The organism is Bradyrhizobium sp. B025, from assembly GCF_042257955.1.
GTDB lineage: Bacteria > Pseudomonadota > Alphaproteobacteria > Rhizobiales > Xanthobacteraceae > Bradyrhizobium > Bradyrhizobium diazoefficiens.
In genome coordinates, this window is sequence record NZ_CP170150.1 from 6,124,427 (window position 1) to 6,150,298 (window position 25,872).

Below are 25,872 nucleotides of genomic sequence, written 5' to 3' on the forward strand. Positions count from 1 at the left end.
TCGACCTCAGCGGCTTCGCCCAATCGCGGAGCCGCCGCCTTTTTGTTCCGTCCGCCCTCTCCGCACTGATCGCGTCTTGCGCCGCACGTACCAGGCCACCATCGAGATGACCAGCCAAGCAAGCGATGCACCTATGAAGGCGGCTGCGATGCTGGTTTCCGCCGTCAACGAAAAGACCATCGCAAAGGCCAGCATGCCGAGCGCGCCGAGCGCGGCGCCAGCGGAGTCGACCGCGGCCGCCGTTCGCCCGCGGCGCTCGCCGGCGAGGCCCGCCTCCCGCTTCCGGCGGATTTCATGCTTCTCGATCAGCGTGGCGCTGGCGCAGAAGATCGCCGGAAGGGCGAGGAAAAGCCCGCCGATAGAGGCTCCATAGCGACTGCTGACGAGGCCGGCGAAGACTGTCGCGGTGCCGCCGAGCGCGAATCGGATCAGGTATTCGTACCAGCGGCCTTCCTTGAGAGATGACGGCGAAAAGCGGATCGGCATCATGTCTGTCCCCCGGCAAGGGTCAGCACGCCGAAGGCTACGATCAGCCAGACGACGAGAGATAGCAAAGTGGCGGGCAACGCTCGCAGTCGGGCGCGAACGAGGATTTGACAAACGACGACGCTGTAGACGGCGAGCGCGATCGACCCCGCGAGCATCGCCTGAGCTTGCAGGGTCGCATAGTGCGCCCCGTGCTGGTGTACCGCAATCCCGAGCGTTGCGAGCGCGACCGAGGGTGCGGCCGCGAAGAGACCGGCGAAGCTCTTAGGACGTAGAAGATCTCCCAGCATCGCGAAAGCTGATACAACGGCGCCCCCAACGAGAAAGCGGACGATGTATTCGGTCATTTTGTCGTCTTCCAGAGTCTCCCGAGCGGCCCGCCGGCCCCGTAGACCGGATCCTTGCGCGGCGGCGGCACCTTCGGAATGCTCTTCAGGGCGCGTGGACGGTCCTCCACCGTCGTGCATTCGTCGTAAGTCCCCGCCGGCGGGTAGGCTCCGATGACGAGGAAGTCATCGTCTGCCCCCAGGCACTGGTGCCCTGTGCCGGCGGGCAGGACGGCGACATCGCCGGCCTTCAACGTGAATATTCTACCCTTCTTTTTTCCGCCAAATCGAACGCGCCCCTTGCCGCGCGCGATGCCGAGCACCTCATGGATCCGGGAGTGGTAATGAACGTAGTCGTAGATGGTGTTGCGCCAAGTATCGCCCCATCCGTTCGCCTCGAACAGGTCTTCGATCTCCGCCGCGGGGTCGTAGCGTTCATCGAGATTGACTGCCCGGCGATAAATGACTAGGGGCCATCGCGGATGATTGGGGATGAGACCGTCATCCTTGAAGCGGACAGTGTGCGGGTTTCGCGCTTGCGCGAAGTCCATAGCTTTCCGCTTACCGGGGCGCCGCAAACCGGTGGCGCGTTCCGCATACCGCTTTAGAGACTCAAGGGTCGGCATGATCGTTCTCCGTTGATGCATCGAGCGGGTAGCCGGTGCACAGCCGCAGGAACCGTTCAAGAGCCGCTCCCAATGCGAAACCTGCGACGACATCGCTCGCCCAGTGCGCCAGGACGACTAAGCGCGTCAGCGAGATGCCGACCGCAATGGCGCGGATCGCCCGACGGGGGCCGGCCGGCATCGCACCGGCCGCCGATGCCAAGGCTCCCATGTGCAGTGCGTGGCCGGAGGGAAAGGCGTCCTCACTTTTCCCGGAAAATGGGACGCCGTGGAGGTGTCCGATCACTGTCCTGCGGTCCGGTCGGGTCTGGTCGAACAGAAGCTTCAAACCATGGGGCAGCAGCGACGCCGCGACCGTGACCAGCAGAGCATGGTTGCCGGCGCGCCGCAGCGGCTCGCCTCGCCCCCGCGACGCAAGCCAACCAGCCGCCGCGAGGACCAGAAGGACCTTCTCGTCGGCGCCCCAAGTCAGGGCGCGGGCTACCATCTCTGGAGCCGGCGCAGTGTTACGGGCGATGAAGCGTGCGGCCACGACATCCGCTCTGGTCGGCCGGACAGTGACCGGAAAGCTTGGCCCTCTAAGGCGACTTGCTGAAACTCTAGCAATTTTGAACATGGCTCAAGCGATCAACTTCGCTCCATAAAGACCTCTGATCGCGCTCCGCTGCTTGTCATCGACAATCAGCCTTCCGCCGTATGATTCTCGCCCAACGCAAGCGAACGCTCGGAACAGCCCTTGCTACCCATTGCGGGTAGATCACATCGAACTCCCCGAGGATCCGTCGGACGCGAGCCGATGTCATGCCGCGTGAATGGGGAGTCCGCCGAAGTAGACGATGTGGCAGGCCTCTTCCTCCGCGGCTGTCACCTGTCGCTATTCCGCTGCCTGGACACTCGGTGAACTTTCCACCGGCGCGAGCGGAGATACGGCGGGCCCATTGAGCGCGGTACCGTCCGGCGCGAATTGAGAACCGTGGCAGGGGCAATCCCAACACTGCTCCAGCGAATTCCAATGCACGACACAACCAAGATGGGTGCAGCTCGCCGACAAAAGGTGCAATTTGCCATCGCGGTCGCGGCAGGCGGCAATCTTCTTCAATCCGCTGCGAACGAGCCGGCCCTCTCCCAGGCGGAGCCGCTCCACCGAGGCGAGTGCATCGGCGCTGAGATATTCGGCAAAGTTCTTGAGTGGCGTGATGTTCTCGCTGATGAACGTCGTGATATTCTTGAAGACCTTGCGCTCGGGTAAATAGACGGCCTCCCAGTTATTGCCGCCGATTGTAATCAGGTCCGCAATCAAGAGACCTGCCACCAGGCCGTTCGTCATGCCTTGCCCGGAATCGCCGCTGACGAGGAACACATGCTCTTCGTCCGGGCTGCGTCCGACGAAGCCGGTGAAGTCCGTGGGTTCGAGCACTTGGCCCGACCAGCGATGGGTGATCTTGCCGATCATCGGCAACCGCGCGCGCGTCCATTGTTCGAGCGCGGAAAAGCGCGCCTGACCATCGTCGGCTTCGCCGGACTTGTGGTCTTCACCACCGACGATCACGATGTCCTCATCCGCCGAGCTCGGCTGCAGGCGGACATAGTGATAGGGATCGAGCGTGTCCCAATACAGCGCATCCAGCAGCGAGCCCGCCGGGACTTTGGCCGCAATCACATAGGTGCGATAGGGCGCCTGTTTGGTATGGATCGCGACGCGCAGACTGACGGGCGAGTTCGTCGCAACGACGACGTCCGTGACCCGCACCTCGCCGCCTGACGTCCTCAGAACGATTTCTCCGCGGCCGTGCTCGATCGTCTCGACGCAGGTGTCACCGTAAAGCCTGGCGCCGCGCCGATGCAGCGCTTTCGCCAATCCGGCAAGGTATTTGGTCGGATGAAAGCGCGCTTGTCGGGGAAAACGAAGCGAGCGCGCAAAACCGCCGTGATGGATTGGTGTCGGATCGCTGCAAAGCTCGACGGGGATTCCCAGCTTCCTGCAGCTTTCGAATTCCTCATCCAGATGCGATGGCAACGTCTCCGGCGCCAACACCCAATAACCACCGACGCGGCGGAAATCGCAGTCAATGCCCTCGGCAGACTGGATCGCCTGCGCGCGGTCGATCGCGGCGGCGACGCTCTGGTAGTACAACCGGGCGCAATCCTCACCCCGAACCCTGATCAATTCCTTGTAGTCGTCGTCCAGGGCCGTTGCCAAATGGGCGGTGGTGCGCGCCGTCATTCCGCTGCCAATTCTGCCGCGGTCGAGCACGATGACCGAGCGCCCGCGCGCGGCCAGTTCATAGGCCACCGACAGACCGGCGATGCCGGCGCCGATCACGCCGACGTCGGCACGTGCCTGCCCCGAAAAGCGCGAAGCCGCCGGGATGAACGTCTCCATCCAAAGCGACTTGGTATCTTCATCCAGCACGTTCATGGCGTTTGTCCTCCGGAATACAAACGAAGGGCAAAGCGCAACCGTTCCTTTGAACAGAGGCCTCCGCGTTCGAGCCCATATGTGCCGACGAGGCCCGAATGGACTGTCATGGTGCAGCTTTAGCATTTGCGGAAAGAAGAATGCCTTCTCGCGTCCGAGGCCGGTCAGAGGATGCGCACATAGGAGGTGGCACGCCCGGTTCCGGGTTCTTCTGAGCCGATCAGAGATCAGAGTCGCGAGAAGCGTCCAATCCCCGCCTGGCGCTGCCGCCAACTGGCGTACAAAGCCCTCATGAGCCTCCATATTCGTTGTCGGGAAGCAACTCGTGGCGGTCGAACGCGAACTGTCACTCGAATGACCTTCTCGCCACGGACAGCTTCGGCCGCGGCCGCAGTGGATCGTGCGGACGCGATTAACGCTCCGCGGTACCGCGGCACAAAAAGAGCCCCGCCGAAGCGGGGCTCAGCATCACGTCCTCAATACTTCTTGCCTTGAGAATTGTCGGCCGGCTGGCTCGATGCCGGAGGATTGCTCTGGTTGGGCTGCCCGGACGGCATATTCTGGTTGGCGGCCGGCGGATTGTTGCCTTGGGGCGGAGGCGCCGCTTGTCCGGTCGTCTGACCGGAAGGCTGTTGCGTCCCGCTCTGTCCCGTCGTTGCCGGCTGGTTTTGCTGGGCCTGTCCGGTCGTTGCCGGTTGATTCTGCTGAGCCTGCCCGGTCGTTGCCGGTTGGTTCTGCTGAGCCTGCCCGGTTGTCGTGGGCGGGTTCTGCTGCGCTTGGCCCGTTGTCGGTTGGTCCTGCTGCGCCGGAGCATTGGCCTGACCGGTGTTCTGTCCGGTCGTGCCCTGTTGCGCCGGCTGCTGTTGGCTCGTCTGTCCCTGACCAGTCGTGGTCTGGCTCTGGGTGGCACTGATCTTGTTGGAGACGCCAAGCGCCGAGACCGTGCTGATATCGATCGAGCCGCTGGCCTGGATGCCTTGCTGCCGCTGGAAGGTGATCAACGCCTCGCGCGTCCGCGGGCCGAGCACGCCATCCGCCTCACCGGTCAGCAATCTGCGCTCGATCAGCACCTGCTGCACGACACGAATTTCCTCGGGGCTCAGATTAAGCGCAGCGGCGCTGCCGCCGCTGACACCGCCACCTCCACCGCCGATCCTGCCGGCGTGGCTGAACCGCGTCCGCGGCCCGGCCGGAACAACATCTACAATCCGGCGGCTGCGATCGAGGACCACGATCTCGTCGTCGACGACGAAGAAGCTGTCGTCGCGGAAGGCCGGGAACACATCGATCAGCGCCGGAAAGGCCGAGACGGACACCACGTTGATGCTTCTCGGCACCACCACGCCGGTATTGACCTGGAAGTTGATCGAGCTGGCGTTAACCCGCGCCACGTTGCGCGAGCTGAGCACCGACTGCTGCAGCGTTGTCTGCTGTTGCGCATTGACCGACACGCGGCCCGACATGCTCTGGGTCGTCGTACTCTGGTTTTGCGCCGGCGCAGTGGCTTGGGTGCCGGTCGCTGCGCCCTGGTTCTGCTGCGAGATCTGACCCTGCGTCGTCTGACCCTGCGTGGCCTGACCCGGGGCAGGAGCATTGCTCGGTCTGGTGTTGGCGCCGGTTGTCGTGCTCTGGTCCTTCTGGCCCTGTGGCGCCTTTTGCTCGGACTGTCGCGTCTGGTCGCGCTCGCCGCGCCCCTGTCCGACGGTCTGACTGTTTTGCTTGCCCGAGGACTGAGCCTTGTCTTGCGACTTTTGCTCGGATTGACGAGTTTGGTCGCGATCGCCACGACGCCGGCCGATGGTTTGGTCCTTTTGCCCCTGCTGATCCTTACCGGCCTGGCCTCTCTCCGTAACGCGGCCGCCCTCTCTCATACCTTCGCCACGCTCGGTGCGTGACTGACCGCCCGCAGGGCTTTCCGCCCGGCCTCCGCGTGGCTCCGCGGCCCGGCCCTGCGTCATGCCTTCACCGCGCGATGCACCGCCCGGACCTTGCGACGTTCCGCCTCCGGACTTGTCGTGCTCCGCGGCGCCGCCGGCACCCATTCCGCCGCCTCCACCTTCACGCATGCCTTGCGCCGCCGCCAGGCTGACGCCAGCGAGCAGCACTGCTGTGGACAACAGGAACCTACTCTTTCTCATGCTCATCTGCATCTCCTCCAATATTCATTGCTCGCAGTGTCTTCGATCGGCACTTTCGGATTCACAAAACTTGAAATCCATCGCGCGCTACGACGCGGCGCGAAGTGCAATCCGACTTTCTGTTCGGACAACGAGACGGTACTGGGAACGTTCCTGACCGCAGCACCAGACGGAACTGGTCAGGCTGAGGAAGCTTCATGTTCCCTACGGGGTAAGTCCAACAGTGCAGTCAGGATAGTTTTCTCGGGCGAGTCACCCGGACGAGGCAAGAAGCCGTTCAAGAAAAACCTTGCTTTGATGGCGGCCACAATGCGCTCGACAAGCTTGCCGGCGCCCTCGCGGCGGAGGGAGTGTCGGGACGCGCTGGCGCCGTCGCCCTCACGAGCCGGATATCGGTGGAGATGGTGCAAAGGATCGCCGCAATCGGCGCTCATCATCGCAATTTCAGCGCCTGCCGCGCTCGCAATACGGACGGCTGCAACGCCAACAGCTGGTCGGCATCGCAAGCGGACGCGAATAGAGTCTTCAGCCATTTCGCCGGAATTCTCTGATCCGGAATTCTCTGATGATGTGCCGCACGATTATCTGGCCCGAAAGGCCGCAATCGCTGCCCTGGCGTCCGGCGGCACCGCCACGATCGAATGGGCTGGCACGCCGGTCTGCCCACGGACTGGAGCCTATGGCACGGCCGTTCTCTTTGGCTCTAATCCGGCAAAGGCGATCCACTCCGGGAGCGGCGCGCCGTCGCGGTGCCGACCGCCGGCAACTGCCGCCGCCCAAGCGCTCACAGCCCCGAGCAGTGTGGCCGCGGCCAAGGAGAACGCGAGAACGATCGTGCTGCGACGCACATGAGCGATTGCTGTTTTCGAGCTCGCTATGGCCTGATCGACCCGCCGCTCGGAGTCGCCGGCCGAAAGGCCCGTCAGTGCCTGGATCTGCTGGATCAGATAGGTCCGGTCATCTCCGTTCACACCGTTGTGGCTCGACGAGGTCATGAGAATCCGGCCCGCCTCGGCGCGTTCGGCGCTGATCTCGGCATTCGCAGGCCGACGCGGGGAGCGCAACAGCCGATCGAGTTCGTAGCTCAGGAGCGGCTCGGCAACCGTATTGTTGGCCAATGTCGTCGATGAAGACGCGCGATTGACCGCGGCCGCGCCAACAATGCCTGCCAGGACAGCGCCAAGTAGAACCGCGAGCGCCCATGCCGCCAGCCCATGAAGTCCGTCGCGCATCTCCCTTTCGGCACCGCTCGTCGCATCGATGCCGCCGCGAACTCGCCCTGCAATGTAGCCGCCCAGACCAAAACTGACGATCGCCTGCAAGATCAAATAGAGCCCAGAGAGTAGCGACAGCGCGGGAGACGCGTCTCGCCAGGTTGGTGAGGTTGAGCTGACACCGAGACCGATGGCGACGCCAAAGGTCACCAGAATAAAGGTAAATGCCGTCGCGACGAACGCGCCTGCGACGATGGGCGTCCATCGCAAATGTCGCCCCTGATCGGGAATTGTCAGCGCTTCGTCTTCGATGAGCGTGGGAGCTTCGATGGTCATGATCGAAGTCCTCAGCGCAGACCGAAGAACGAAAGGATGGCCATTATCACGACGATCAGCCCGATCAGATAGATCAGCTGGTTCATTTCAGTCCTCCAGTTCCGCTCCGGCCTGATAATTGCACTTGGTTCGGAAGGTTCCTGTCGGATGCTAATGATGCCATGCAACACGCTAGCGCTATTCGCTGCGATTGCCGTGCGTCATTGCTGCGACTGTCGCCGAATAGGCTCTCGGCAGCTTATCGATTGGCTCGCCGTCGCTCAAACGCGCCCGTTAGCCCGTTCGCTTGCTCAATGGCCGCCTAGCGCCAGAAGCCGCTTCCCCGCCCCGACATTCTGCTTTCGGCACCCGTCGAGCGTAGGTTCAGCCGAAAACGGAAATAGCGAGAGAATACGGTTCGCACCTGGTAGCGTGATGCTATGTCCGCGATCGCAGGTAAAACCCGGTCCATCCAGGGAGTTTCCCAGAGGCCGCCAGGGGCGAAGATGTTCTGCATGTCAATGCAGAGGTGAACCGCATCCCGGATGTCGGGGATTTCCGACTCGCTGTCCCTCGTCGATGCACCACTTGCCCCACCCGGGATTCGAATGAGATCGTGAGGGCCCAGGTTCCGTTCCGAGCAGCCGCATGGAACCAAGCGATTGGCCGACCGTTGGGCGCGAATGGCGAGCGGAAACTGGCGCACTCGCGCCAGCAGGTTTGACTTCTCAGCTCGGCCTCCACCGCAGGGAAAACGACATGGCTGATGTCGCAAATCAAGTTGCCAATCGCATCCCAACCAACCTCGTCGTCAATGGCGTCAGGCGCACGCTGGACCTCGTGCCCTGGACCACGCTGCTCGACGCATTGCGTGACCATCTTGCGCTGACCGGCACCAAAAAAGGCTGCGATCACGGTCAATGCGGCGCCTGTACGGTGCTGGTCGATGGTCGGCGGGTCAATTCCTGCCTGACGCTCGCCGTCATGACGGACGGCGCGGAGATCACGACCATCGAAGGTCTTGCCAGGGATGGCGCGCTGCATCCATTGCAGCAGGCCTTCATCGACCACGACGCCTTCCAATGCGGCTATTGCACGCCGGGACAGATTTGTTCGGCGGCCGGTTTGCTCGCCGAAGGTCGCGCCGGGGATCCTGACGAGATCCGGGAGCTGATGAGCGGAAATCTCTGCCGCTGCGGCGCCTATCCCAACATCGTCGCCGCCATCCAGCAGGCAGTGGGGCGGCCATGATCAACTTCCAGTACTCCCGCGCCGCCGACGTCGCCGATGCGATCCTCCTGCTCACCGCCCATCCCGGTGCCAAGCTCATCGCCGGCGGCACCAATTTGATCGACCTGATGAAGAAAAACGTCGAGCAGCCGTCCTGGCTGATCGACATCTCTCGCCTGCCGCTCCGCAAGATCGAGGAAACGGCTGACGGAGGCCTGCGCATCGGCGCCTTGCTGCCGAACTCCGATCTTGCCTACCATCCGCTCATCGAGCAGCGCTACCCGCTGGTCGCCAGCGCCATCCTCGCCGGAGCTTCGGCGCAATTGCGCAACATGGCCTCCGTTGGCGGTAATCTGATGCAGCGAACGCGTTGCGCCTATTTTTATGATACGGCAACGCCCTGCAACAAGCGAACTCCCGGCAGCGGTTGCTCGGCGATCGACGGCCTCAACCGCAATCATGCGATCCTCGGCACGAGCGCCGCCTGTATCGCGACCAATCCGTCCGACATGAGCGTGGCGCTGGCTGCGCTCGGCGCGCTCGTGCACATCGCAGGCCCATCCGGTGAGCGGACGATGGCATTGACCGATTTCCATCGGCTGCCTGGCGACACGCCTCACATCGATACCAATCTCGATACCGCCGAGATCATCACGGCAATCGAACTGCCGCGACGCGGCTTTGCCCATAACTACAGCTATCTGAAAGTCCGCGACCGCCTGTCTTATGCCTTCGCCCTCGTCTCGGTCGCGGCCGCGCTCGAACTCGAGGGCAACGCGATCAGCGAGGCACGCGTGGCGCTCGGCGGCGTGGCCCACAAGCCCTGGCGCAGCTTTGAGGCCGAAGCGGCGCTACGCGGCCAAGCGGCAACAGTGGAGCATTTCTCGCACGCTGCCGATCTCCTGCTGCAGGGCGCGAGGGCCTCTGCCCATAACGGCTTCAAGGTCGAGCTGGCACGCCGCGCCATCGTGCGGACGCTGATGCAGGCCGCAAGCGCCACGCCGCAATCGCAAGCTCACAAGAAGATCGCGTGAGGGACCGATGAACGCCTATGTCGGAACAGCAACGTCTCGCGTCGACGGTCGGGCCAAGGTCACCGGGGCCGCCAAATATGCCGGCGAATTCACCGCCGACGGACTCGTCCACGGTTTCGTCGTCGAGGCCACAATTCCACGCGGACGCATTGCCCGCCTCGACACCAGCGAGGCGCTGAAGGTCACGGGCGTCCTCGACGTGCTCACCCATGCGCATCGCCCGCCGCTCGCCGACAAGGACGAGGCCTGGAAGGACGAGGTGGCGCCGGACGAAGGTTCGCCGTTCCGTCCGCTCTACGACGACAGCATCAAATTCAACGGTCAGCCGATCGCGCTGGTCGTGGCGGAGGAGTGGGAAACCGCGAAATTCGCCGCGACGCTGGTGCGTGTCGAATATCAGCAGGAACAGGCGTTTGCGACCGATCTCGAAGCCGGGCGCAACAAGGCGACTGAGGTGAAAAAGCCGCACGAGCCGCGGGGCGATGCCGCAGGCGCGCTCGCAGGATCGGCTGTGCGGCACGAGGCGGACTACTTCATTCCGACCGAGCATCACAATCCGATGGAGCTCTATGCAACCACGGTCGTCTGGGACGGCAACGGCAGGCTCACGGTCTACGACAAGACGCAAGGCGTCCTGAACGTCCACAAATATCTCTGCAGCGTATTCGGCAAAAAGCCCGATGAAATCCGCGTGCTCTCGCCCTATGTCGGTGGGGCCTTCGGCTCCGGCTTGAGGCCGCAATATCAGGTGGTGCTGGCAACGCTTGCCGCGCTCGCTCTGAAGCGCTCCGTTCGCGTGGTGCTGACGCGACAGCAAATGTACGGGCTCGGTCACCGGCCGGCGACGATCGAGCGCGTCGGGATCGGCGCCAAGCCTGACGGCACGCTCGAGGCGGTCACGCACGAGGCCACGGCCATCACCTCGCGGTACGAGGATTTCGCGCGCAACGACAGCGGCTGGGCGGAACAGCTCTACATGAGCCGGAACAGCCACTATTCCCACAAGCTCGCGCGCCTCGACGTCTCCACCCCCTGCGACATGCGCGCGCCCGGCGCAGCTTCGGGCGTCTGCGCGCTCGAATGCGCCATGGACGAGCTGGCCCTCGCGCTCAACCTCGATCCCATCGAACTGCGGCTGAAATGCTACTCGGATCGCGACCAGAGCGAAGACCTGCCCTACACCAGCAAGCAGCTGCGCGAATGCTACGCCCGCGGCGCGGAGGCCTTCGGCTGGAGCAAGCGCAATCCCGCCGCACGCTCGATGCGTGATGACAAGGAGCTGGTCGGCTGGGGTATGGCGACAGGCGTGTGGGAGGCGCTGCAGATGCCGGTCGCGGTCCGCATCGTGCTGAGCGCCAATGGCCATGCCGAGGTATCCTGCGCGGCGTCCGACATCGGCACCGGCACCTACACCATCGTGGCGCAGGTGGCGGCCGATGCACTCGGGCTGCCGATCGAGAACATTAGCGTCAAGCTCGCCGACTCGACCCTGCCGCAAGCTCCCGTCGAGGGCGGTTCCTGGATGGCTGCATCGAGCGCGCATGCGGTACTGGGAGCAGCCGAAGACATTCGCCAGGAGCTCGCGCGCCTCGCCAGTGCAATGCCCTCTTCGCCCCTCGCCGGTATCGATGCGGCCGAAGTCATCCTCGTCGACGGCACCATCGCCAGCAACGGCGAGAAGAGCCGTGCGGTCCCGATCACGGATGCGATGCGCTACGGCAAGCTCGAACGGATCGAGAAGCACAAGCTCAACCACTTCGCGGAGGACAAGTCGCACGCCCGCAACACGCATTCAGCCGTATTCGCAGAGGTGAAGATCGACGAGCAGCTCGGCGTCATCCGCGTCACGCGAGTCGTGAGCGCCGTCGCAGCCGGGCGGATTCTCAACACCAAGACCGGCCGCAGCCAGATCATGGGCGGCGTGGTCTGGGGAATCGGGATGGCCCTGCACGAGGAGACGGTGATGGATCACCGGTTCGGCCGGATTATGAACGCGAATATCGCCGAGTACCACTTCCCCGTGAATGCCGACATTCACGACATCGATGTGATCTTCGTCGAAGAGCGCGACGATCGCATCAACCGGCTGGGCGTCAAGGGTCTCGGCGAAATCGGCATCGTCGGCGTTCCCGCAGCAATTGCGAACGCCGTCTATCATGCCACCGGAAAGCGCATCCGCCGCTTCCCGATCACGCTCGACAAGCTCCTCGCCTGATGCGCTAGATAAGTGTTCCCGCAGCGAGGCTCGTCGCGCATCCATGCCGTATGGCCAGCGCGTCTTCTACGCGACCTGATGGAAGCGCATACCCGGACGTCGTAGTCCTGTGGCGCGCTCTGCGTATTCCTTCAGATCTTCAATGAGCGGCATGGTCGTCCGCCGGCGAGCGAGAGGACGGCTTCGAGAAGATGGCAGCCCGCGTAGCCCAACTGGAACAGCAGATGGGCATTCACGACCTGAACCAATTTACGCCGCGGTAACTGCAGAACGCCGTGCCTCCATCAGGCAAGCGGAGAATAGCGGATGTCGCAATCCCGAAAGGTAGGCAGCTTAACCTCGCCGGCGTTCCTCTTCGTGATGACCACGGGCGTCGTCAACCTGTTCGGCCGACATCACCTACTAAGGCGGCGCCAGCATCAACGGACCGTTCATGGCGACGCTAGGCGCCAGCGCCGCCATCGTCAGTCACGGCGGGGCTCGGCGAGTTTCTCGGCTACGCTCTGCGTTTGCCTGCCGGCTACGCGGCGGACCGGACTGGGCGCTACTGGCTAATCACGTTCATCGGCTACGTCATCAACCTCTTCGCGGTGCCGGCCATGGCGCTCGCTGGAAGCTGGCAGGTCGCGGCCGCGCTTGTCCTCGCCGAGCGGATAGGGCGCGCGCTGCGCAAGCCCACGGTGGAGGCGATGCTCTCCTACACGACGGGCGAACTCGGCAAGGGTTGGGTGTACGCGCTGAACACCTCGCTCGACGAGATCGGTGCGACCCTGGGTCCGCTCATCATCGCGCTGGTGCTCCTGCTGAAGGGGGACTTCCGGACCGGGTACGCCTTCCTGACGATCTCGGCCGTGATGGCGCTCGTGGCGTTGGTGGTCGCCAGGGTGAGCTTCCCATTGCCGTCGCGCCTTGGGCAGGGCGATACGGCGCCGGCCAAGGACTTCGGCAAGGCCTATTGGCTGTATATGCTGGCCGGCGCCTTGTTCGCCGCTGGGCTGATGAGCTTCGAACTGATCTCCTATCACCTGACCAAGGCGAAGATCACTTCCGAGCAGTGGATCCCGGTGATGCTCGCGATCTCGACCGGCTTCGGCGTGCTGGCGAATCTGGCCTTCGGAAAGGCCTACGATCGCATCGGGCTTCCGGTCGTGATCGCCGCAGTGAGCGTTTCGGCGGCGTTCTCGCCCTTCGTGTTTCTCGGCGGTTTCTGGCTTGTGCTGTTCGGCATGCTGCTCTGGGGCGTCGGCTACGCGATCCAAGACACGCTACTCAAGGCGATCGTCGCTGAAGTGCTGCCGGACGGAAAGCGCAATTTCGCATTCGGACTGTACTATGCGGGCTACGGCGTAGGCTGGCTTGTCGGCAGCATCGTGGCGGGTCTGCTGTACGAAAACTCGCGGGCCGCGCTGATCGCATTCTCCATCGTCGCTCAACTTGCCTCCGTGCCGGTCTTTGTCCTGGCGGGGCCGCAGGAGGGCTCGCGATGAGCGCGGGTCATTGGCGGACGCTACGCGCTGGCATTATCGTGCTGCGGTCACCTCGCCGTCCTTCTTGACGAAGCGGCCCTACCGGATCCTCCAGAATCCGGCACATTGGAAAATGTATGCGGCCGCGCGACAGCAAGCCAGCAAACCACCGCAAGGATCAGAAGACGTTCTCGTCGACCCCCAAAGTCAAAGCGCGGGCTACTTCCACCGGAGCTGGCGCAGTGTTGCGGACGATGGAACATCCGACCGCGACATCCGCTTTTGCCATGACCGGAAAGCTTGGTCGTCTAAGGCGACGCGCTTGGTACGGCTAGTTGGTCTTCGTGAGGTCACGCTCGGAATGCGAGCGAGGAATCTCTTGCAAGAGCATCCTTCACTTTCCTGGAACGGAAAGCCGCCGTTCCGGTTACTCCACCTTCAAGTGTGCTTGAGGCCCGGTCGGTTGATCGCCTGCCGAGGGGGGCCGAGTGGCAATATGAGCCGAAGTGGGACGACTTTCGCTGCCTTTTGATCCGAAGCGGATCGCGCCTTCGGATGCAGTCCAAATCGGGGCGAGAGCTTGCTCGTTACTTTCCGGAAGTGGCAGTCGCGGCCCTGAACCTTGCCGAAACACAATTTGCGCTGGACGGCGAGTTAGTCATTCCAATCGGCAAGCGCTTTTCGTTCGATGATCTGCTGCAGCGCATCCACCCAGCGGCAAGCCGCGTCAAACGGCTTGCCACGGAAACGCCGGCCGTATTTCTCGCGTTTGATCTTCTTGGCTGCGGGACCGACGACATTGCGGGGCTCCCGCTCACGAAACGGCGCCCTGCGCTGGAACGGTTCGCCAAACGGCATTTCAAGCGCAGCGAGATCTTTGTCCTCTCTCCGGCAAGTCGAAATCATACCGATGCCGAACGGTGGCTCGCTCGGGCCGGTGGTGGTAGCGATGGTGTCATCGCCAAACGCATCGATCTTCCCTACCAGACCGGCAATCGCGAAGGCATGCGAAAGATCAAACGCATCCGCTCCGCGGACTGCGTGATTGGGGGTTTTCGCTACGGAGAGAGGCGTACTGCCGGGCGCAAAGTCGTAGGCTCTCTCTTGTTGGGCCTCTATGATGAAAAGGGCCAATTGAACCATGTCGGGTTCACGTCCGGGCTCAAGTCTGCAGCGAAGGCGGCTTTGACGGATCAGCTTGAGACCATCGTGAGCGACCACAGCTTCACCGGAAACGCGCCCGGCGGCCGCAGCCGGTGGTCGACCAAACGATCGACGGAATGGCAGTCGGTGAAACCGAAATTCGTTGTTGAAGTTTCCTATGACCACTTCACCGCCGGACGATTTCGCCACGGCACCACGATCATCCGGTGGCGTCCTGACAAAAAGCCGCGCCAATGCACTATGGACCAACTTGAACAGTATTCGGTTCTGCCTGCGGCATTGCTTCGTGCTCCAGTGTAGGAACGTCTACGCCGGACAGCTTGGCTGCCCTCGCGCTCCCTCTCGACGTGCTGATCGCCGAAGACCGCCTCACCTGTCGCCGGTACGGTCCATCATGATCTGGATTGCCATGATCGTCCTCCTCGGAATGCTGATGGCCAAGGACCTGATCCAGTATCCAGCCGAAGCTATTTCCAGAGAAGAAGATTTTCATCGCGAACGCCTGTCGCCGACGTAGGTCAGTCGGCAGGTCAGACTGTTCGGCGAAGCGCACCTCGATCCTGCGGAGCGCTTTAGGGCCACGCCCGGCTTTGCCATGGCCGCGGCGACCGCGTCGGGTCGCCCGTCTCCCTGCGCAGCTCCATCATTCGCCCTCCGCTAACGCCGACGGGCTACCAATACTCCCAATAAGAACGCCAGCAAGAGCGATTGCAGCGGCGCCTCCACGGCCATCTTGCGCAAACGGTCGGACAACCGCAGTGCTGTCTGTTGGGAATCCGGCTCGCGTCGGCCTGGCGTCCCTACCACATCCCTCTCGCCGCATCGCTTCGAAACCGAGCTCAATACCGCCCTGATCGTTCACGAGGACAGAGGCTTCCGTCATTGCAGAGGCTCCCTCATGTCCATGCGCGTCCTCCCTGTGGTCGTAGCGAAGCAATTGCCCCCTGGACATCTTGGTTTCTAGTGACCGCACGTGTCCTCGCGCTCTTCGAAGTAGTCAACCCTTACGTCGACAACTCGCCGCCGATGCCCTATCCAGCGCCTATGATCCGAAACACGGAAGCCGGAAGCGAGATGACGCTGATGCACGAGGGAATGCCACCACCGCCGCGCACAGGTGGCCCGCCAGTCACCAACATTCGCAATACGTCACAGCCGCAGGAGCGGTTGGCTCAAGCATCAGAACCGCTGCTCCAGCTAGGTGTCCTGCAAACAAAAAGTCGCGCCGAGAGGAATAGGCGCGACCCTTCTCGAATTCGCCAAGGCCGTCGGTTACTTCTCTTTGATAACGGTCGTGCTGCTGCTACCAACAGTGCCTTCCTCGCAGACTTTGGTCTGCTTGATGCGGTCTTCAGCTTCCACGCGGGTCTTGAAGGCCATCGGACCGATCTGCGTCACGACTTCCTTGTCCGCCGGACGTGTGGTGGTAATCGTGCATTGATGGCTCGGACCTTGTACGACGTAGTACTCATCTGCTAATGCTGGGGCGGCGCATCCGATGATTAATGCGCCAGCAAGAAGAAGTGGTGCTTTCATTGTCGCCTCTCCATTTTGTACTGCCGAATGGAGGACGAGTGCGATCAAGAGAAACGCCGTGCGCTACTGCGCACACGATCGCTCATCCTTCATCCCCTCGGCGGTTCTGTAACTCGCCCGACAGTTCGGAGTTCCCCGATTTGTGATGGATCCAAGCCAGCACCAAACCTGCTGAGAGGTTGGTGCGCTATCCGCTAATTCAGTTTGCCCTTTTGGGCACCGGGCGATGGATGTGTGGCCTTCGCCGAACTGCGCGCCTCCATCGGGTCAGCCAGCATCCGGAAAAGCACTTTTTCCGCAGTCTCAACGATCCACACTCTTTCAATGCCGGGAAGGGCCACGCTGTCCGCGGCCGGACTTCCGGCGAGATGAATCATGTTTCGCACGGGCCGTTGCTCAGGAGTGGCGCCCCGTCTCGACCACTACCAGGTCGCCCTCTGACCGTCAGCATCAGCCCGTCGGCGTCGATCCATAACCCTGTCGCTGCAAGCCGCTCGAGCAAACGCAAACTCAAGTGCCAATGGGAGTCGAAACGGTAGTTGATTTTGAATCGAAACTGCAGTCGTACGTCATTCAGACGCCGAATGCCGATCCCATGGCATCGGAGTGGATGCACTCTCTTGCTTCAATTGCGATGACCGCGTGGCGACGACTGTGACGGTAGGTGGTGTCCATTCCGAATGTGTCCTTGTTATTTGTCATCCCGGTTATCATCGCTGGCGTTCGGCTTCGGCTTGGATCTCACTCTGCTCGGCGATACTTGACGCTCTGGCTTACAATTTTTTTCTTACTGAGCCTCGCCTCCAACGGGCCGCCGCTGCAGGAATAGCCACGGAGCCCGCCGTCGTCTTATCCGCGAGCGGCGTGTCATCGAAGCGTGCATAAAGGGTGGCCGGCCCGGGGTACACATCGACGCAACCGGCATCCCGCAGCGAGCTTTCCGTAAAGCCGCCGCAGAGGACGCCGATGGTCGGGATACCTGCCTTGCCAGCCGCGATGGAGTCGTACGGCGTGTCGCCGATTGCGACCGCTGCGCCGCCCTCGATGCCGAGCTTCTCCAGCACGATTTCGAAGATGTCCGGTGCCGGCTTGGACTCGTCGACGTCTTCGGACGAGGTCGCGACGTCCACCAGATCGACGATTCCAGCAATGGTAAGGTACTTCTCCAGCTCGTCCTTCTTAGCGGAGGAAGCGATGGCGATGCGAAGTCCTGCGCCTCGCGCGCGCCGCAAAAGGTCCGGAACAGCCGAGAAAGGACGGACGAGCGGTAGATACGCCGACTTGAAGCGCTTGCCGCGCCACTCATCGAGTGTCTTGCCATGGTCCCGTTGCGCGGCCTCAGAGAGAAACACAGGAATGAGCTTGTCTCCGCCTTTCCCGATCTGGCTTCGCGCCTGCTCGAACGTGACGTCGTGGCCGAATTCGACCATCGCCTCCTGCCAGGCGAGCGCGTGCAGGTCGACCGAGTCCAGTAAGGTCCCGTCGAGATCGAAGATGGCGGCTTTGGGCATCGCAAGGTTTCCGGTCCCAAGGAAGGGGGCGCCTAGCGCCGACGCGCGACCCAGATCCCAAGCAGAAACGCCACAAACAGGGATTGCAGCGGCGCCTTCAAAGTCATCTCGCGCAACTGTTCGGCCCAGCGCATCGCAGCATCCTGCGAATGCGACGGGCGACGGCTCGCATCCGCTTGGCGGATCGGCCTCGATGAGGCCTGCTCTATGCCGCCGTCATTATCCGTCAGCCCGGAAGCTTCCGTCATTGCCGAGGTTTCTTTCATATCCATGCGGCCCTCCTATGATGGTGTCAAAGCAACCGATCTCCCGACGGCTCGTTCCTACGCAGTCTTCCGCTGCGTCCCGGCGCTGACCTGCAGAAGCGACTGAAGCCTCTCATCCGAAGGACGCAACCCTACACCAAACGCATCCCAGAGGTATCTGGGTCGAGCCGAAGCTTCTGGCGGAGATCGAGTACCGGGCGAAGTCGGCAGAGGGCAAGGTCCGGAACCCCTTCTTCAAAGGAACTGCGGGAGGACCTGTGATGGATGCCTTCCGCTTTTGGCGATGGGCGGACAAGGCGCTCGAAAGTGGGCTAACCACCCCCGCTGAGCTCCATCGGGTGGTGATGCGCTCAGCCTGAAGCATAGGCAAAACCCCGCCACGGTGACGGCACGTCTTCAGGGACCGTCGGACGAGAGCGGAACGCCATCCCACACCGGCCAATAGAAGAACATCCCGCTCACGCTGCGAACCGATCCGGTGAACCGCCGTGGAGCAGCCGCTGCTAACGCGATCCGGCTCCGATAGAGTTGGCGCTCGCTTTCGGTTTTGGCACGCGCCAGCAGGAGGCGATAGTGTCCGATGACCCTTTCGCTGCCGCGGATGAGGAGCTCATGGACGTCGCTCATCGCCCAACCCCCATCCTTGTGGATCCTGACCTTCCGGAAGCGTGAAAGCGACGGGGAATTCGGCGGCCAGAGCATCGAGCGCGGTCTGCTCCTCGGCGAGCCGCCGTTCGATGAACTGACGTTCCAGCTCCGATAGCCTAGTCCGAAGCAGACGTCGATAGCGGTGGATGTTGTTGCGGTGCGCACGAATGCGCGGCAGATCTTCGTCGAGCATCGTCGTCACTCCTGACGGTCGTCACGGTCCTTCTGTGTTTAGAAAACCGGGAAAGAGAATTTCCCGGCGCAAAAATATTCGGGGCGATACCGGAGTCAAGTGTCCGGCGGTCGCCGAACATCCAAACCCTCGGCCAGATCACCAAGCGGCGTTTGCGGTGCCGCAATGGCCGCGGCTCTGCACCGCGACCGAGCGCCACATCATTTTTTTCGATCCGCCCCTTGAAACCACTTCTCGTTTTTCTAATTGATTTTTCGCCGCGACAGCGGTGTGCCGGGCGCCTTCACGGGTCCGGCACGGGCGCCCGGCCGGGTACCAGACCCGCTCTGACTCCAGCCTTGCGCTCCTTGTATCCATCTTGCTCTTTGGAGGACTTGGTTATGAGGACCACCTTTGACTTCGCGCCCCTGTGGCGCTCCACTATCGGCTTCGACCACCTGGCCGACCTCGTCGACAGCACGCTCCGCCAGGCGAGCGAAGACCACTATCCCCCGTACAACATCGAACGCACCAGCGAGGATCACTACCGGATCTCGGTCGCCGTCGCCGGCTTCGGTGCCGACGACATCGCCGTGACGGCCGAGCAGAATGCGCTCACTATCGAGGGCAGGAAGCCCGAGGAAGCGGCCGGCGAATACCTGTACCGGGGCATCGCCGCGCGTCCTTTCCGGCGCGTGTTCAACCTCGCCGACTACGTTCAGGTGAAGGAGGCCTCCTTCCGCGACGGACTGCTGATCATCGATCTCGTCCGCGAGGTGCCGGAAGCCATGAAGCCGCGCCGGGTCCAGATCGGAAGCGGCGCCTCTCCCGCCTCGCAGATCGAGCAGAAGAAGGCAGCCTGACGCCTGATCGAGGTTCGACAGCGGAACGCGGCGCGCGCAAGCGCGGCCGCGCTCCCTGGCCCATGCAACGAAGGAGAAAAACCATGGCAGTTCGTGATCTCATTCCCTGGTCCAGAAACCAGGAGCTCGCGCCGGCGCGCGGCAGCCACGATCCGTTCATGACGCTGCATCGCGAAATGAACCGACTGTTCGACGATGTCTTCCGCGGCTTCGGCAGGGCGGCCCTGTCGCCGCCCATGGAAGGGCAATTCGGCTGGCCCAAGATCGAGCTCAGCGAGACCGACAAGACGCTGACGATCTCGGCCGAGCTTCCCGGCATGACGGAGAAGGACGTCCAGATCGAAATCGCGAACGGGGTGCTGACCATCCGCGGCGAGAAGAAGAGCGAGCGCAAGGACGAAGGCAGATACTTCACCGAGCGCTACTACGGCTCGTTCCAGCGGCAGATCGCGCTCGAGGACGTCGCGGAGGACAAGGCCCAGGCCTCGTTCAAGAACGGCGTCCTGACGATCTCGCTGCCGAAGTCCGAGAACCCGCGGGCCGGCGTCAAGCGGATCGCGATCAACGCGCAGTAACGACGACGGGGGCGGCCGCGCCGCCGTCCGCCCGTCAGACGAGCGACACCTTCCCTAAGAAAGGAGCGTAAAGGTAAAGGGAGACCAACCGATGAGCGACACCAACACGAACAACGGCAATCTCAATCCATTCTTCCATCCGGCCGCACACTATGCGTCTCCGGAGGATGTCCTGAACGATAGCGAGCTCTCCGCGCCGGAGAAGCGGATCATCCTGTCGTCTTGGGCGTCCGACATGTTCGCCGTCGAATCCTGTCCCGCGCTTCGCGAGATTCCCGGCATGGGCCACACAATCCGGCTCGCCGACATCCTCGCGGCTCTGCGGCGGCTCGACGGCGAGGACGATCCGCCGCCCCCCGGGGGCGTGCCGATGCGGCTGCGGCGGCCCTGGGCCGCCGCGCAGCGGAGCTCCGCATGATGCTCACGCAGGCTGTCGTGACGATGGTTCTGCTGGGGCATGCTTCGGCGACGTGGGCCGTTCCGCTCATTGCTTTCATGAGCGAGTTGGGAGCTGGCGCTGGCGAAGCAATACGAAGCCAAAGGCGGCAAGCCTTCTCCAGCGTCCCGGTCCGACGAGCACCGTTGCCGCCGCTGCGCATCGTCTCGCAGGCCACGGCCCTACCCGGATCGGGCGAGGCTTGAGGGACCTCTCCCCCCTCGCCCTTGGCGGCTAGAGCGCCTCTCACTTGGCCCGATCGGCGGTCTTGACGCCGTTCATCATAGTCGACATGAGCAAACCCGTCGTGAACCAAACAATCGCTCTTGCCGTTGTCCGCATCCGGGCGCCTTCGACCGAGTGCGCCGAGAGACAATCATGAAGGCCGATTCACGCCAGCATTTCGATTCAGGCGGCGCTTGGGACCGGACCTACCTCGAGTCCTTGATCCGCCAGGATTTCGAGCGATGTCATCCAGGCGAGACCCTGGAGGATCTCAAGCGGCGCGCGTCTTTTTCGAAGGAGGACAGAGGCCTGCTGCGAGATTGGATGGCGGTAGCGGCCGCTCGCGCGGCGAAGGGATCGCCACCCTAACTGACGACCTCGTGCGCAGCTTCCCCTGATCCGCCGTCCACTGCCGAAGGCCCGATCGAAAAGGTTCGAGAGCCTTAGCACGATCCCAGTTCAGATAGGCGTGTCGAGTAGCTGCGACACACCGCGGCAGCCAATTGCGCCGGCACGAACGGCTTCTCGATCAGCACGCTGTCCGCAACACCCTGCGATTCCCACTCTCGCGCGTTGGCGCCCGTCATGTAGACCACGGGAAAGTCAGGCGTGATTTCCCTGATCTGCCGGGCCAGCTCCCATCCGCTGATGCCGTCACCCGGATTGACGTCGGTCAGCAGCGCGCGACACCGCTCCCGGCCATCGCGAAAGGTGGACAGGGCCGCCTCTCCCGAATGGACCATGCAGGCCTGGAAGCCGCCGTCCGATAGGGCGTCCTCGATGAAACTGCAGATCGGAGCTTCATCCTCTACGACCAGCACGCGAACGGGATCGCCCACTTCCAAATCTCCTTTCCCTCGCCTTACGGCCGCGCGCCGCGTTCGCGGCAGACCCGGCATCGGACAGCTCGTGCCGCCTCAAGCCACCGGCACGCCGTAGTAGGCGTTCACGGAGCGCGTGGTGGCGGGGTCGCTCCAATTCCAACTGCTCTCGTCGGCATACTGGGTGATGCCGGTGACATAGCCGCCGAGGTTGGTGTCGTACTTCAGCGCCTGCCAGGGCAGCGGATAGTGATCGTCGCCGATGCCGAGCAGGCCGCCGAAGCTCAGCACCGCGTACGACACCTTGCCGCTGATCTTGTCGATCATGACGCGCTCGACGTAGCCGACCTTTTCGCCGTCGACCCCGTAGACATTCGTGCCCTCGACCTTGTCGCTTCCGATCAGGCTGAAGGTCTCGCGATCTTCCATGGTCATGTTGACCTCCCGGATGTTGTCTTCTGGAGTCAACGGGAGGACGATGGCCCCGTTCCTGGCTGAAAGCGTCGGTGGCCTTGTTCTGGATGAGCGGAGTTCGAGGATGGAGCTGGCCGAGCTGGAGCGCGAATTTTTGAGGAAGCTGCTCGGCGAATCCTGGGTCAGCCCGCCGATGTTCGACCATGAGATCGTGGCACGGCTGGTGGAGCTGGGTCTCGTGGAAACCGAGCCGCTTCCATCTGGCGATATCGAATACCGGATCACTGACGCGGGCCGAGCGGCGGCTACCGCGTAAACGTAGATCGGCAGATGCAGCAGGTCCTGAAGGGCATCGGCCGGTGATCAAAAGGGTGGAACGGAGGCAAGGCTGGGGCGGCATCGTCGGAGCTTGCACGGCACTAGGCCGCACACGCCTCAGGACCAGCCACGGGGAGTGCGGATCTTAGCGCCCTGTGATGGCGATCGCCGGACAAGGACGCCGACGGAATTCAGGCCTCCAGCCCCAGGCTCGCGCCACATCCTGAAGTTCGTTTTTGCTTCGCCCCCGCTGCGCCCTTCCGACGACCTTCTTCGGGTCGCATGATGACCTGTTCAAGCGCATCCAGCCGACCTATCGCGGGCGACCCTTCCAAACTACGCGCGGCCTTCGCGGATAAGGCGGCAACGGCCGAAATCTTGGTCTGCCGCGCAGCGTGGCTACGGAGAATGGAGTGGTAAATTTTCACGTAGTCCGATGCCATGCGACGGGAGGAGAACCGCTCCTCGAAGCGCATCCGGATCGCTTTCCGGTCCAACGCCAACAGCTCTGGAATGGCCTGCACCGCCTCATCGAGGCTTGAGACGATGCGCCCGGTCAGCCCGTCCTCGACGATCTCCGGGACCGATCCGCAGCGGAAGGCAAGCACCGGCGTTCCGCAGGCCATGGCCTCGATCATGACCAGCCCGAACGGCTCGGGCCAATCGATGGGGAAAAGCAATCCGGCCGCCCGGCCGAGAAACTCGGTCTTGGCGCTCTCGTTGATCTCGCCAACGAACTCGACGTCCGTCCCGTTCAAGAGTGGCGCGATGACCTGCTGGAAGTAGGCCTCGTCGACCTTATCAACCTTCGCCGCAATCTTAAGCGGCACGCCCGCAGCCCGCGCAATGGCAATGGCGCGGTCGGGCCGTTTCTCGGGCGAGATGCGACCAAGAAACGCAAGGTAGCCGCCCGCCGACGTCCAGGTCGACTTGTGAAGATCGACCGGGATGCCGTGATATACGGTTCCGACGAATTTCGCGCTGGGCAATGGCGCCCGTTGCGCGTTGGAGATGGAGATCAGCGGCATCTCCGAAAACCAGCGATAGAACGGCATGTGATCGGCAAGGTCCTGCCGGCCATGCAGCGTCGTCACTGTCCGTCCGGACTCCGATCGGAACAGAGGAAAGTGCAAGTAGTCGACGTGAAAGTGCAGGATGTCGAAATCGTCAGCGCGCTCCCGCACCTTGTCGAGCATCAGCGCGTGATGCGGGATCGGGTCGCGGGCGTCCGGATCGAGGCGCAACGCCCGGGGCACGCACGGAACGAGTTCGGCGGAGGTGATGGAATCGCCGCTGGCGAAAAGCGTGACCTGATGACCTTGCCTGATCAGCTCCTCGGTCAAATATGAAACGACCCGCTCCGTTCCGCCATACAGCCGTGGCGGGACGCTCTCGAAGAGCGGCGCAATCTGCGCGATCCTCATTCATTCCTCCCGTACAGCCAGTCACACCCGTTAAAGGCCGACGCCAGTTCAGTGGCCCCGAGCGCGGGGATGACCCGCGAGCCGTCGGTCTGGACGTGGCGCGCCTGCACGGGCTTCTTTCTGTCGATGCTCCAGGTCTTCGCATCCTGTTGCAACCGGCTCGTCCAGCGCTGCTCCAGACGGTCGATTACGTAACGGGGTAGACGGATATCTTCCATGGGATCCTCCTCACGCCGCCAGCACCCGCGACGTGGAAAACCGTCGCTTTGGCTTTCCGCCGGGCGGATTTCGCGGATTGCGTGGGCCGCCATCCAGATCGCATAATGCATCCAGGATGGCATCGATGCTGACAGGCGCCTTCAGTCCATGGGGCGCACGAAGCCCCGGACATGACGCAATCGCCGAAGCGTCGGAAGCCCAGGAGGCGAGGATCGCCCGCTTCTCGGCCAGCGAAAGCGACGGATGCCTAACCACGTCCTTGGGATGCTCGAAGACGGTGCCGGGGTGCAGGAGCGCTTGGAAGTCGAAGACGTTGTCGGTGGCGGTCGTCGGCCGCATGTTTTCCTCCCTTCGAAGACGAGTGGATGGACGGCCCGTAGACCGGGCCGCCGCAATACGTACTGGTTCAAGCCGCCCTGGATTCGAGCTTGTGCAGGTTGTCCGGCGTCGCTCCATTGATGGCGATCCGTCGCGGCTTCATGGCCTCGGGAATCTCCCGGACGAGTTCGATCTTGAGCAGACCGTTGTCGAAGGACGCGTTCTTGACCTGAACGTAGTCGGCCAGGTTGAACTGGCGCTTGAACGCGCGGGTCGAGATGCCGCGGTACATAAATTCGCGTTCAGTCTTGTCCGTCTTGTTGCCCTCGATCGTCACGACGTTCTGCTCGGCCGTCACCGAGATTTCGTCGGGAGAGAAGCCGGCCACCGCGAGCGAAATCTGGTAGCGATCGTCGCCGAGCCGTTCGATGTTGTAGGGCGGGTAATTGTCCTCGGTCGCGCGCTGGGCGGATTCAGCGAGGTCGAAAAGGCGGTCGAAACCGATGGTCGAACGCCAGAGCGGTGAGAAGTCGTAACTGCGCATAGCCAGATCCTCCACGGAGCAAAATGGTTACGAGCGGCACCGGACACGACCGGTGCCCGTCTCTGGATTCGCCGAGCCCGTCAGGCGCCCGGAGAGCCGCCCTGCGGCGGCGACTCGAAAATTAGAGAAACCGAGTTTGGTTTCAAGGGAGGGCCGGAAAATTTTCAGCCATCCGGGGCCGTCTAGATAACGGGCTTCCGCAGTGCCACCAGGGCGGGGCTACATGAGGCCCGCTCCGAGTCTTTGCCCGTCGTCGGCCGACGCGGCGATGTTCGACTTTCCAGGAGCCTTCGTGTGGCATGACCGGTCCGTCGGCCGGTCGCTTCTCTGTCCTACACTCCTCTTGAAACAAAATCGCCCCATCCTAGTTTTTGTGCAGCCACGCGGGTGCGTGGCGCCGGATGCCTCTCGGGTCCGGCAGACGCCATCGGGCAGAATCCGATGTTGCTCCTATCCATATTGCTCAGAGGAGGATGTGGTTATGAGAACCTACGATCTATCACCCTTCTGGCGTTCGACCATCGGGTTCGACCGCCTCTTAAATCTGGTGAACGATACGGTAGACAACGGCGACACTTACCCGCCGTATGATATCGAGCGCACCAGCGAGGACCAGTACCGGATTTCGCTGGCGCTGGTCGGCTTCACCCCGGACGACGTGGCGATCACCGCAGAGCGCTCGACGCTCACGGTCGAAGGCCGCAAGACCGACGAGGATGAACGCGACTACCTGTATCGTGGAATCTCCGTCCGGCCCTTCCGGCGCGTATTCAACCTGGCCGACTACGTCCAGGTCAAGGACGCGACGTTCGAAGACGGCCTGCTCAGGATTGCCCTGACTCGGGAAATGCCGGAGGCGCTGAAGCCGCGTCAAATCGCGATCGACGTTGCCGGCAACGACCACCAGAGGAGCGATCGGAGGCAGGCGGCCTGACACTGGCTGCTGCCC

General features: G+C 62.8%; 31 protein-coding genes and 3 pseudogenes. 14 read left to right on the forward strand and 20 right to left on the reverse strand.

From position 1 onward, the window contains the following. Positions 1-6 precede the first annotated feature (6 nt). The 6 genes from ACE10W_RS28825 to ACE10W_RS28850 form a co-directional block, all read right to left on the reverse strand. Positions 7-489: a DUF3147 family protein gene (locus tag ACE10W_RS28825; RefSeq protein WP_011087956.1), complete on the reverse strand. Its 483-nt coding sequence runs from the start codon at positions 487-489 to the stop codon at positions 7-9. Beyond that, positions 486-833, reverse strand: coding sequence for a DUF3147 family protein (locus tag ACE10W_RS28830; RefSeq protein ID WP_028171510.1), 348 nt, complete (start codon positions 831-833; stop codon positions 486-488). Before ACE10W_RS28830 ends, ACE10W_RS28825 begins: the two co-directional genes overlap by 4 nt. Continuing rightward, positions 830-1,438, reverse strand: a complete 609-nt coding sequence (locus ACE10W_RS28835) for a cupin domain-containing protein (RefSeq protein WP_028171509.1) — start codon at positions 1,436-1,438, stop codon at positions 830-832. The genes ACE10W_RS28830 and ACE10W_RS28835 overlap by 4 nt, the downstream gene beginning before the upstream one ends. Further along, positions 1,425-2,054 (reverse strand): phosphatase PAP2 family protein, encoded by a 630-nt coding sequence (locus tag ACE10W_RS28840; RefSeq protein WP_011087959.1) that lies wholly within the window; start codon positions 2,052-2,054, stop codon positions 1,425-1,427. The genes ACE10W_RS28835 and ACE10W_RS28840 overlap by 14 nt, the downstream gene beginning before the upstream one ends. A gap of 258 nt (positions 2,055-2,312) precedes the next feature. Next, a complete protein-coding gene (locus ACE10W_RS28845; protein ID WP_028171508.1) occupies positions 2,313-3,857 on the reverse strand; it encodes an FAD-dependent oxidoreductase in 1,545 nt (514 codons plus the stop codon). 476 nt (positions 3,858-4,333) lie between these two features. After that, positions 4,334-6,001, reverse strand: a complete 1,668-nt coding sequence (locus tag ACE10W_RS28850) for a peptidoglycan-binding protein (RefSeq protein WP_231166502.1) — start codon at positions 5,999-6,001, stop codon at positions 4,334-4,336. A gap of 293 nt (positions 6,002-6,294) precedes the next feature. On the opposite strand from ACE10W_RS28850, the pseudogene ACE10W_RS28855 reads away from it, so the two are divergent. Continuing rightward, positions 6,295-6,472: pseudogene (locus ACE10W_RS28855) on the forward strand (formate dehydrogenase accessory sulfurtransferase FdhD); the annotation flags it as partial. 200 nt (positions 6,473-6,672) lie between these two features. Here ACE10W_RS28855 and ACE10W_RS28860 read toward each other — a convergent pair. Continuing rightward, positions 6,673-7,545 (reverse strand): hypothetical protein, encoded by an 873-nt coding sequence (locus ACE10W_RS28860; RefSeq protein WP_011087963.1) that lies wholly within the window; start codon positions 7,543-7,545, stop codon positions 6,673-6,675. A 379-nt stretch (positions 7,546-7,924) separates the two neighbouring features. Then, positions 7,925-8,041, reverse strand: a pseudogene (locus ACE10W_RS28865) (cysteine hydrolase); the annotation flags it as partial. Positions 8,042-8,283: 242 nt separating this feature from the next. Between ACE10W_RS28865 and ACE10W_RS28870 the strand changes: the two are divergent. The 6 genes from ACE10W_RS28870 (at position 8,284) to ACE10W_RS28895 (ending at position 15,150) form a co-directional block, all read left to right on the forward strand. Then, positions 8,284-8,775: a (2Fe-2S)-binding protein gene (locus ACE10W_RS28870; RefSeq protein ID WP_028171505.1), complete on the forward strand. Its 492-nt coding sequence runs from the start codon at positions 8,284-8,286 to the stop codon at positions 8,773-8,775. Then, positions 8,772-9,788 carry a xanthine dehydrogenase family protein subunit M gene (locus ACE10W_RS28875; RefSeq protein WP_011087966.1) on the forward strand — a complete coding sequence of 339 codons (1,017 nt, stop codon included), beginning with the start codon at positions 8,772-8,774 and terminating at the stop codon, positions 9,786-9,788. The genes ACE10W_RS28870 and ACE10W_RS28875 overlap by 4 nt, the downstream gene beginning before the upstream one ends. Before the next feature lie 7 nt (positions 9,789-9,795). After that, a complete protein-coding gene (locus ACE10W_RS28880; RefSeq protein WP_271552106.1) occupies positions 9,796-12,003 on the forward strand; it encodes a xanthine dehydrogenase family protein molybdopterin-binding subunit in 2,208 nt (735 codons plus the stop codon). Positions 12,004-12,512: 509 nt separating this feature from the next. Then, positions 12,513-13,490 (forward strand): MFS transporter, encoded by a 978-nt coding sequence (locus ACE10W_RS28885; protein ID WP_271552105.1) that lies wholly within the window; start codon positions 12,513-12,515, stop codon positions 13,488-13,490. Between the two features lie 423 nt (positions 13,491-13,913). Continuing rightward, the gene (locus ACE10W_RS28890; RefSeq protein WP_304564132.1) at positions 13,914-14,933 is read left to right on the forward strand and encodes an ATP-dependent DNA ligase; all 1,020 of its coding nucleotides are present in this window, start codon (positions 13,914-13,916) and stop codon (positions 14,931-14,933) included. A 94-nt stretch (positions 14,934-15,027) separates the two neighbouring features. Then, entirely contained in the window at positions 15,028-15,150 is a 123-nt protein-coding gene (locus ACE10W_RS28895) for a hypothetical protein (protein WP_257784482.1), read from the forward strand. Positions 15,151-15,905: 755 nt separating this feature from the next. Here the strand turns inward: ACE10W_RS28895 and ACE10W_RS28900 are convergent. From ACE10W_RS28900 to ACE10W_RS28915, 4 genes are all read right to left on the reverse strand, one after another. Further along, positions 15,906-16,169, reverse strand: a complete 264-nt coding sequence (locus ACE10W_RS28900) for a hypothetical protein (protein ID WP_028171502.1) — start codon at positions 16,167-16,169, stop codon at positions 15,906-15,908. A gap of 194 nt (positions 16,170-16,363) precedes the next feature. Next, on the reverse strand, positions 16,364-16,546 hold the full coding sequence (locus ACE10W_RS28905; RefSeq protein WP_162185844.1) for a hypothetical protein: 183 nt from the start codon (positions 16,544-16,546) through the stop codon (positions 16,364-16,366). A gap of 396 nt (positions 16,547-16,942) precedes the next feature. Then, complete coding sequence (locus ACE10W_RS28910; protein ID WP_271552104.1) at positions 16,943-17,680, reverse strand: HAD family hydrolase; 738 nt, start codon at positions 17,678-17,680, stop codon at positions 16,943-16,945. A gap of 32 nt (positions 17,681-17,712) precedes the next feature. After that, a complete protein-coding gene (locus ACE10W_RS28915; RefSeq protein ID WP_271552103.1) occupies positions 17,713-17,952 on the reverse strand; it encodes a hypothetical protein in 240 nt (79 codons plus the stop codon). A 78-nt stretch (positions 17,953-18,030) separates the two neighbouring features. Between ACE10W_RS28915 and ACE10W_RS28920 the strand changes: the two are divergent. Next, positions 18,031-18,207, forward strand: a pseudogene (locus ACE10W_RS28920) (DNA ligase); the annotation flags it as partial. Positions 18,208-18,342: 135 nt separating this feature from the next. Here ACE10W_RS28920 and ACE10W_RS28925 read toward each other — a convergent pair. Together ACE10W_RS28925 and ACE10W_RS28930 are read right to left on the reverse strand one after the other, a co-directional pair. Continuing rightward, entirely contained in the window at positions 18,343-18,573 is a 231-nt protein-coding gene (locus ACE10W_RS28925; RefSeq protein ID WP_271552102.1) for a hypothetical protein, read from the reverse strand. Continuing rightward, positions 18,557-18,787: a hypothetical protein gene (locus ACE10W_RS28930; protein WP_375762218.1), complete on the reverse strand. Its 231-nt coding sequence runs from the start codon at positions 18,785-18,787 to the stop codon at positions 18,557-18,559. Before ACE10W_RS28930 ends, ACE10W_RS28925 begins: the two co-directional genes overlap by 17 nt. A 380-nt stretch (positions 18,788-19,167) precedes the next feature. Here ACE10W_RS28930 and ACE10W_RS28935 point away from each other — a divergent pair, with 380 nt between their 5' ends. The 4 genes from ACE10W_RS28935 (at position 19,168) to ACE10W_RS28950 (ending at position 21,234) form a co-directional block, all read left to right on the forward strand. After that, a complete protein-coding gene (locus tag ACE10W_RS28935) occupies positions 19,168-19,629 on the forward strand; it encodes an Hsp20 family protein (protein WP_060912337.1) in 462 nt (153 codons plus the stop codon). Positions 19,630-19,712: 83 nt separating this feature from the next. Next, complete coding sequence (locus tag ACE10W_RS28940) at positions 19,713-20,204, forward strand: Hsp20/alpha crystallin family protein (protein WP_028171500.1); 492 nt, start codon at positions 19,713-19,715, stop codon at positions 20,202-20,204. A gap of 91 nt (positions 20,205-20,295) precedes the next feature. Further along, positions 20,296-20,622 carry a hypothetical protein gene (locus ACE10W_RS28945; protein ID WP_028171499.1) on the forward strand — a complete coding sequence of 109 codons (327 nt, stop codon included), beginning with the start codon at positions 20,296-20,298 and terminating at the stop codon, positions 20,620-20,622. Positions 20,623-21,018: 396 nt separating this feature from the next. Then, positions 21,019-21,234, forward strand: coding sequence for a hypothetical protein (locus tag ACE10W_RS28950; protein ID WP_028171498.1), 216 nt, complete (start codon positions 21,019-21,021; stop codon positions 21,232-21,234). Between the two features lie 74 nt (positions 21,235-21,308). On the opposite strand, the gene ACE10W_RS28955 is transcribed toward ACE10W_RS28950, so the two are convergent. Both ACE10W_RS28955 and ACE10W_RS28960 read right to left on the reverse strand, forming a co-directional pair. Next, positions 21,309-21,704: a response regulator gene (locus ACE10W_RS28955; RefSeq protein WP_039184693.1), complete on the reverse strand. Its 396-nt coding sequence runs from the start codon at positions 21,702-21,704 to the stop codon at positions 21,309-21,311. A gap of 78 nt (positions 21,705-21,782) precedes the next feature. Next, complete coding sequence (locus tag ACE10W_RS28960) at positions 21,783-22,121, reverse strand: PRC-barrel domain-containing protein (RefSeq protein ID WP_028171497.1); 339 nt, start codon at positions 22,119-22,121, stop codon at positions 21,783-21,785. Between the two features lie 43 nt (positions 22,122-22,164). Between ACE10W_RS28960 and ACE10W_RS28965 the strand changes: the two genes are divergently transcribed. Then, the gene (locus ACE10W_RS28965) at positions 22,165-22,416 is read left to right on the forward strand and encodes a hypothetical protein (protein ID WP_231166504.1); all 252 of its coding nucleotides are present in this window, start codon (positions 22,165-22,167) and stop codon (positions 22,414-22,416) included. A 193-nt stretch (positions 22,417-22,609) separates the two neighbouring features. Here ACE10W_RS28965 and ACE10W_RS28970 read toward each other — a convergent pair whose 3' ends face one another. From ACE10W_RS28970 to ACE10W_RS28985, 4 genes are all read right to left on the reverse strand, one after another. Further along, positions 22,610-23,842, reverse strand: coding sequence for a glycosyltransferase family 4 protein (locus ACE10W_RS28970; protein ID WP_011087973.1), 1,233 nt, complete (start codon positions 23,840-23,842; stop codon positions 22,610-22,612). After that, positions 23,839-24,060, reverse strand: a complete 222-nt coding sequence (locus ACE10W_RS28975) for a hypothetical protein (RefSeq protein ID WP_028160473.1) — start codon at positions 24,058-24,060, stop codon at positions 23,839-23,841. The genes ACE10W_RS28970 and ACE10W_RS28975 overlap by 4 nt, the downstream gene beginning before the upstream one ends. A 10-nt stretch (positions 24,061-24,070) precedes the next feature. Beyond that, positions 24,071-24,400 (reverse strand): hypothetical protein, encoded by a 330-nt coding sequence (locus ACE10W_RS28980; RefSeq protein WP_011087974.1) that lies wholly within the window; start codon positions 24,398-24,400, stop codon positions 24,071-24,073. Positions 24,401-24,467: 67 nt separating this feature from the next. Continuing rightward, the gene (locus ACE10W_RS28985; protein WP_028160472.1) at positions 24,468-24,923 is read right to left on the reverse strand and encodes an Hsp20 family protein; all 456 of its coding nucleotides are present in this window, start codon (positions 24,921-24,923) and stop codon (positions 24,468-24,470) included. A 481-nt stretch (positions 24,924-25,404) separates the two neighbouring features. On the opposite strand from ACE10W_RS28985, the gene ACE10W_RS28990 reads away from it, so the two are divergent. Further along, entirely contained in the window at positions 25,405-25,857 is a 453-nt protein-coding gene (locus ACE10W_RS28990; RefSeq protein WP_304564131.1) for an Hsp20 family protein, read from the forward strand. Positions 25,858-25,872: the final 15 nt, after the last annotated feature.

Excerpts from the sequence above, each read along its gene's own strand:
- ACE10W_RS28825 (WP_011087956.1), bottom strand. The coding sequence starts at position 489 with ATGATGCCGATCCGCTTTTCGCCGTCATCTCTCAAGGAAGGCCGCTGG.
- ACE10W_RS28830 (WP_028171510.1), bottom strand. The coding sequence starts at position 833 with ATGACCGAATACATCGTCCGCTTTCTCGTTGGGGGCGCCGTTGTATCA.
- ACE10W_RS28835 (WP_028171509.1), bottom strand. The coding sequence starts at position 1,438 with ATGCCGACCCTTGAGTCTCTAAAGCGGTATGCGGAACGCGCCACCGGT.
- ACE10W_RS28840 (WP_011087959.1), bottom strand. The coding sequence starts at position 2,054 with ATGTTCAAAATTGCTAGAGTTTCAGCAAGTCGCCTTAGAGGGCCAAGC.
- ACE10W_RS28845 (WP_028171508.1), bottom strand. The coding sequence starts at position 3,857 with ATGAACGTGCTGGATGAAGATACCAAGTCGCTTTGGATGGAGACGTTC.
- ACE10W_RS28850 (WP_231166502.1), bottom strand. The coding sequence starts at position 6,001 with ATGAGCATGAGAAAGAGTAGGTTCCTGTTGTCCACAGCAGTGCTGCTC.
- ACE10W_RS28860 (WP_011087963.1), bottom strand. The coding sequence starts at position 7,545 with ATGACCATCGAAGCTCCCACGCTCATCGAAGACGAAGCGCTGACAATT.
- ACE10W_RS28870 (WP_028171505.1), top strand. The coding sequence starts at position 8,284 with ATGGCTGATGTCGCAAATCAAGTTGCCAATCGCATCCCAACCAACCTC.
- ACE10W_RS28875 (WP_011087966.1), top strand. The coding sequence starts at position 8,772 with ATGATCAACTTCCAGTACTCCCGCGCCGCCGACGTCGCCGATGCGATC.
- ACE10W_RS28880 (WP_271552106.1), top strand. The coding sequence starts at position 9,796 with ATGAACGCCTATGTCGGAACAGCAACGTCTCGCGTCGACGGTCGGGCC.
- ACE10W_RS28895 (WP_257784482.1), top strand. The coding sequence starts at position 15,028 with ATGATCTGGATTGCCATGATCGTCCTCCTCGGAATGCTGATGGCCAAG.
- ACE10W_RS28900 (WP_028171502.1), bottom strand. The coding sequence starts at position 16,169 with ATGAAAGCACCACTTCTTCTTGCTGGCGCATTAATCATCGGATGCGCC.
- ACE10W_RS28905 (WP_162185844.1), bottom strand. The coding sequence starts at position 16,546 with ATGATTCATCTCGCCGGAAGTCCGGCCGCGGACAGCGTGGCCCTTCCC.
- ACE10W_RS28910 (WP_271552104.1), bottom strand. The coding sequence starts at position 17,680 with ATGCCCAAAGCCGCCATCTTCGATCTCGACGGGACCTTACTGGACTCG.
- ACE10W_RS28915 (WP_271552103.1), bottom strand. The coding sequence starts at position 17,952 with ATGGATATGAAAGAAACCTCGGCAATGACGGAAGCTTCCGGGCTGACG.
- ACE10W_RS28925 (WP_271552102.1), bottom strand. The coding sequence starts at position 18,573 with ATGAGCGACGTCCATGAGCTCCTCATCCGCGGCAGCGAAAGGGTCATC.
- ACE10W_RS28930 (WP_375762218.1), bottom strand. The coding sequence starts at position 18,787 with ATGCTCGACGAAGATCTGCCGCGCATTCGTGCGCACCGCAACAACATC.
- ACE10W_RS28935 (WP_060912337.1), top strand. The coding sequence starts at position 19,168 with ATGAGGACCACCTTTGACTTCGCGCCCCTGTGGCGCTCCACTATCGGC.
- ACE10W_RS28940 (WP_028171500.1), top strand. The coding sequence starts at position 19,713 with ATGGCAGTTCGTGATCTCATTCCCTGGTCCAGAAACCAGGAGCTCGCG.
- ACE10W_RS28945 (WP_028171499.1), top strand. The coding sequence starts at position 20,296 with ATGAGCGACACCAACACGAACAACGGCAATCTCAATCCATTCTTCCAT.
- ACE10W_RS28950 (WP_028171498.1), top strand. The coding sequence starts at position 21,019 with ATGAAGGCCGATTCACGCCAGCATTTCGATTCAGGCGGCGCTTGGGAC.
- ACE10W_RS28960 (WP_028171497.1), bottom strand. The coding sequence starts at position 22,121 with ATGACCATGGAAGATCGCGAGACCTTCAGCCTGATCGGAAGCGACAAG.
- ACE10W_RS28965 (WP_231166504.1), top strand. The coding sequence starts at position 22,165 with ATGGCCCCGTTCCTGGCTGAAAGCGTCGGTGGCCTTGTTCTGGATGAG.
- ACE10W_RS28970 (WP_011087973.1), bottom strand. The coding sequence starts at position 23,842 with ATGAGGATCGCGCAGATTGCGCCGCTCTTCGAGAGCGTCCCGCCACGG.
- ACE10W_RS28975 (WP_028160473.1), bottom strand. The coding sequence starts at position 24,060 with ATGGAAGATATCCGTCTACCCCGTTACGTAATCGACCGTCTGGAGCAG.
- ACE10W_RS28980 (WP_011087974.1), bottom strand. The coding sequence starts at position 24,400 with ATGCGGCCGACGACCGCCACCGACAACGTCTTCGACTTCCAAGCGCTC.
- ACE10W_RS28985 (WP_028160472.1), bottom strand. The coding sequence starts at position 24,923 with ATGCGCAGTTACGACTTCTCACCGCTCTGGCGTTCGACCATCGGTTTC.
- ACE10W_RS28990 (WP_304564131.1), top strand. The coding sequence starts at position 25,405 with ATGAGAACCTACGATCTATCACCCTTCTGGCGTTCGACCATCGGGTTC.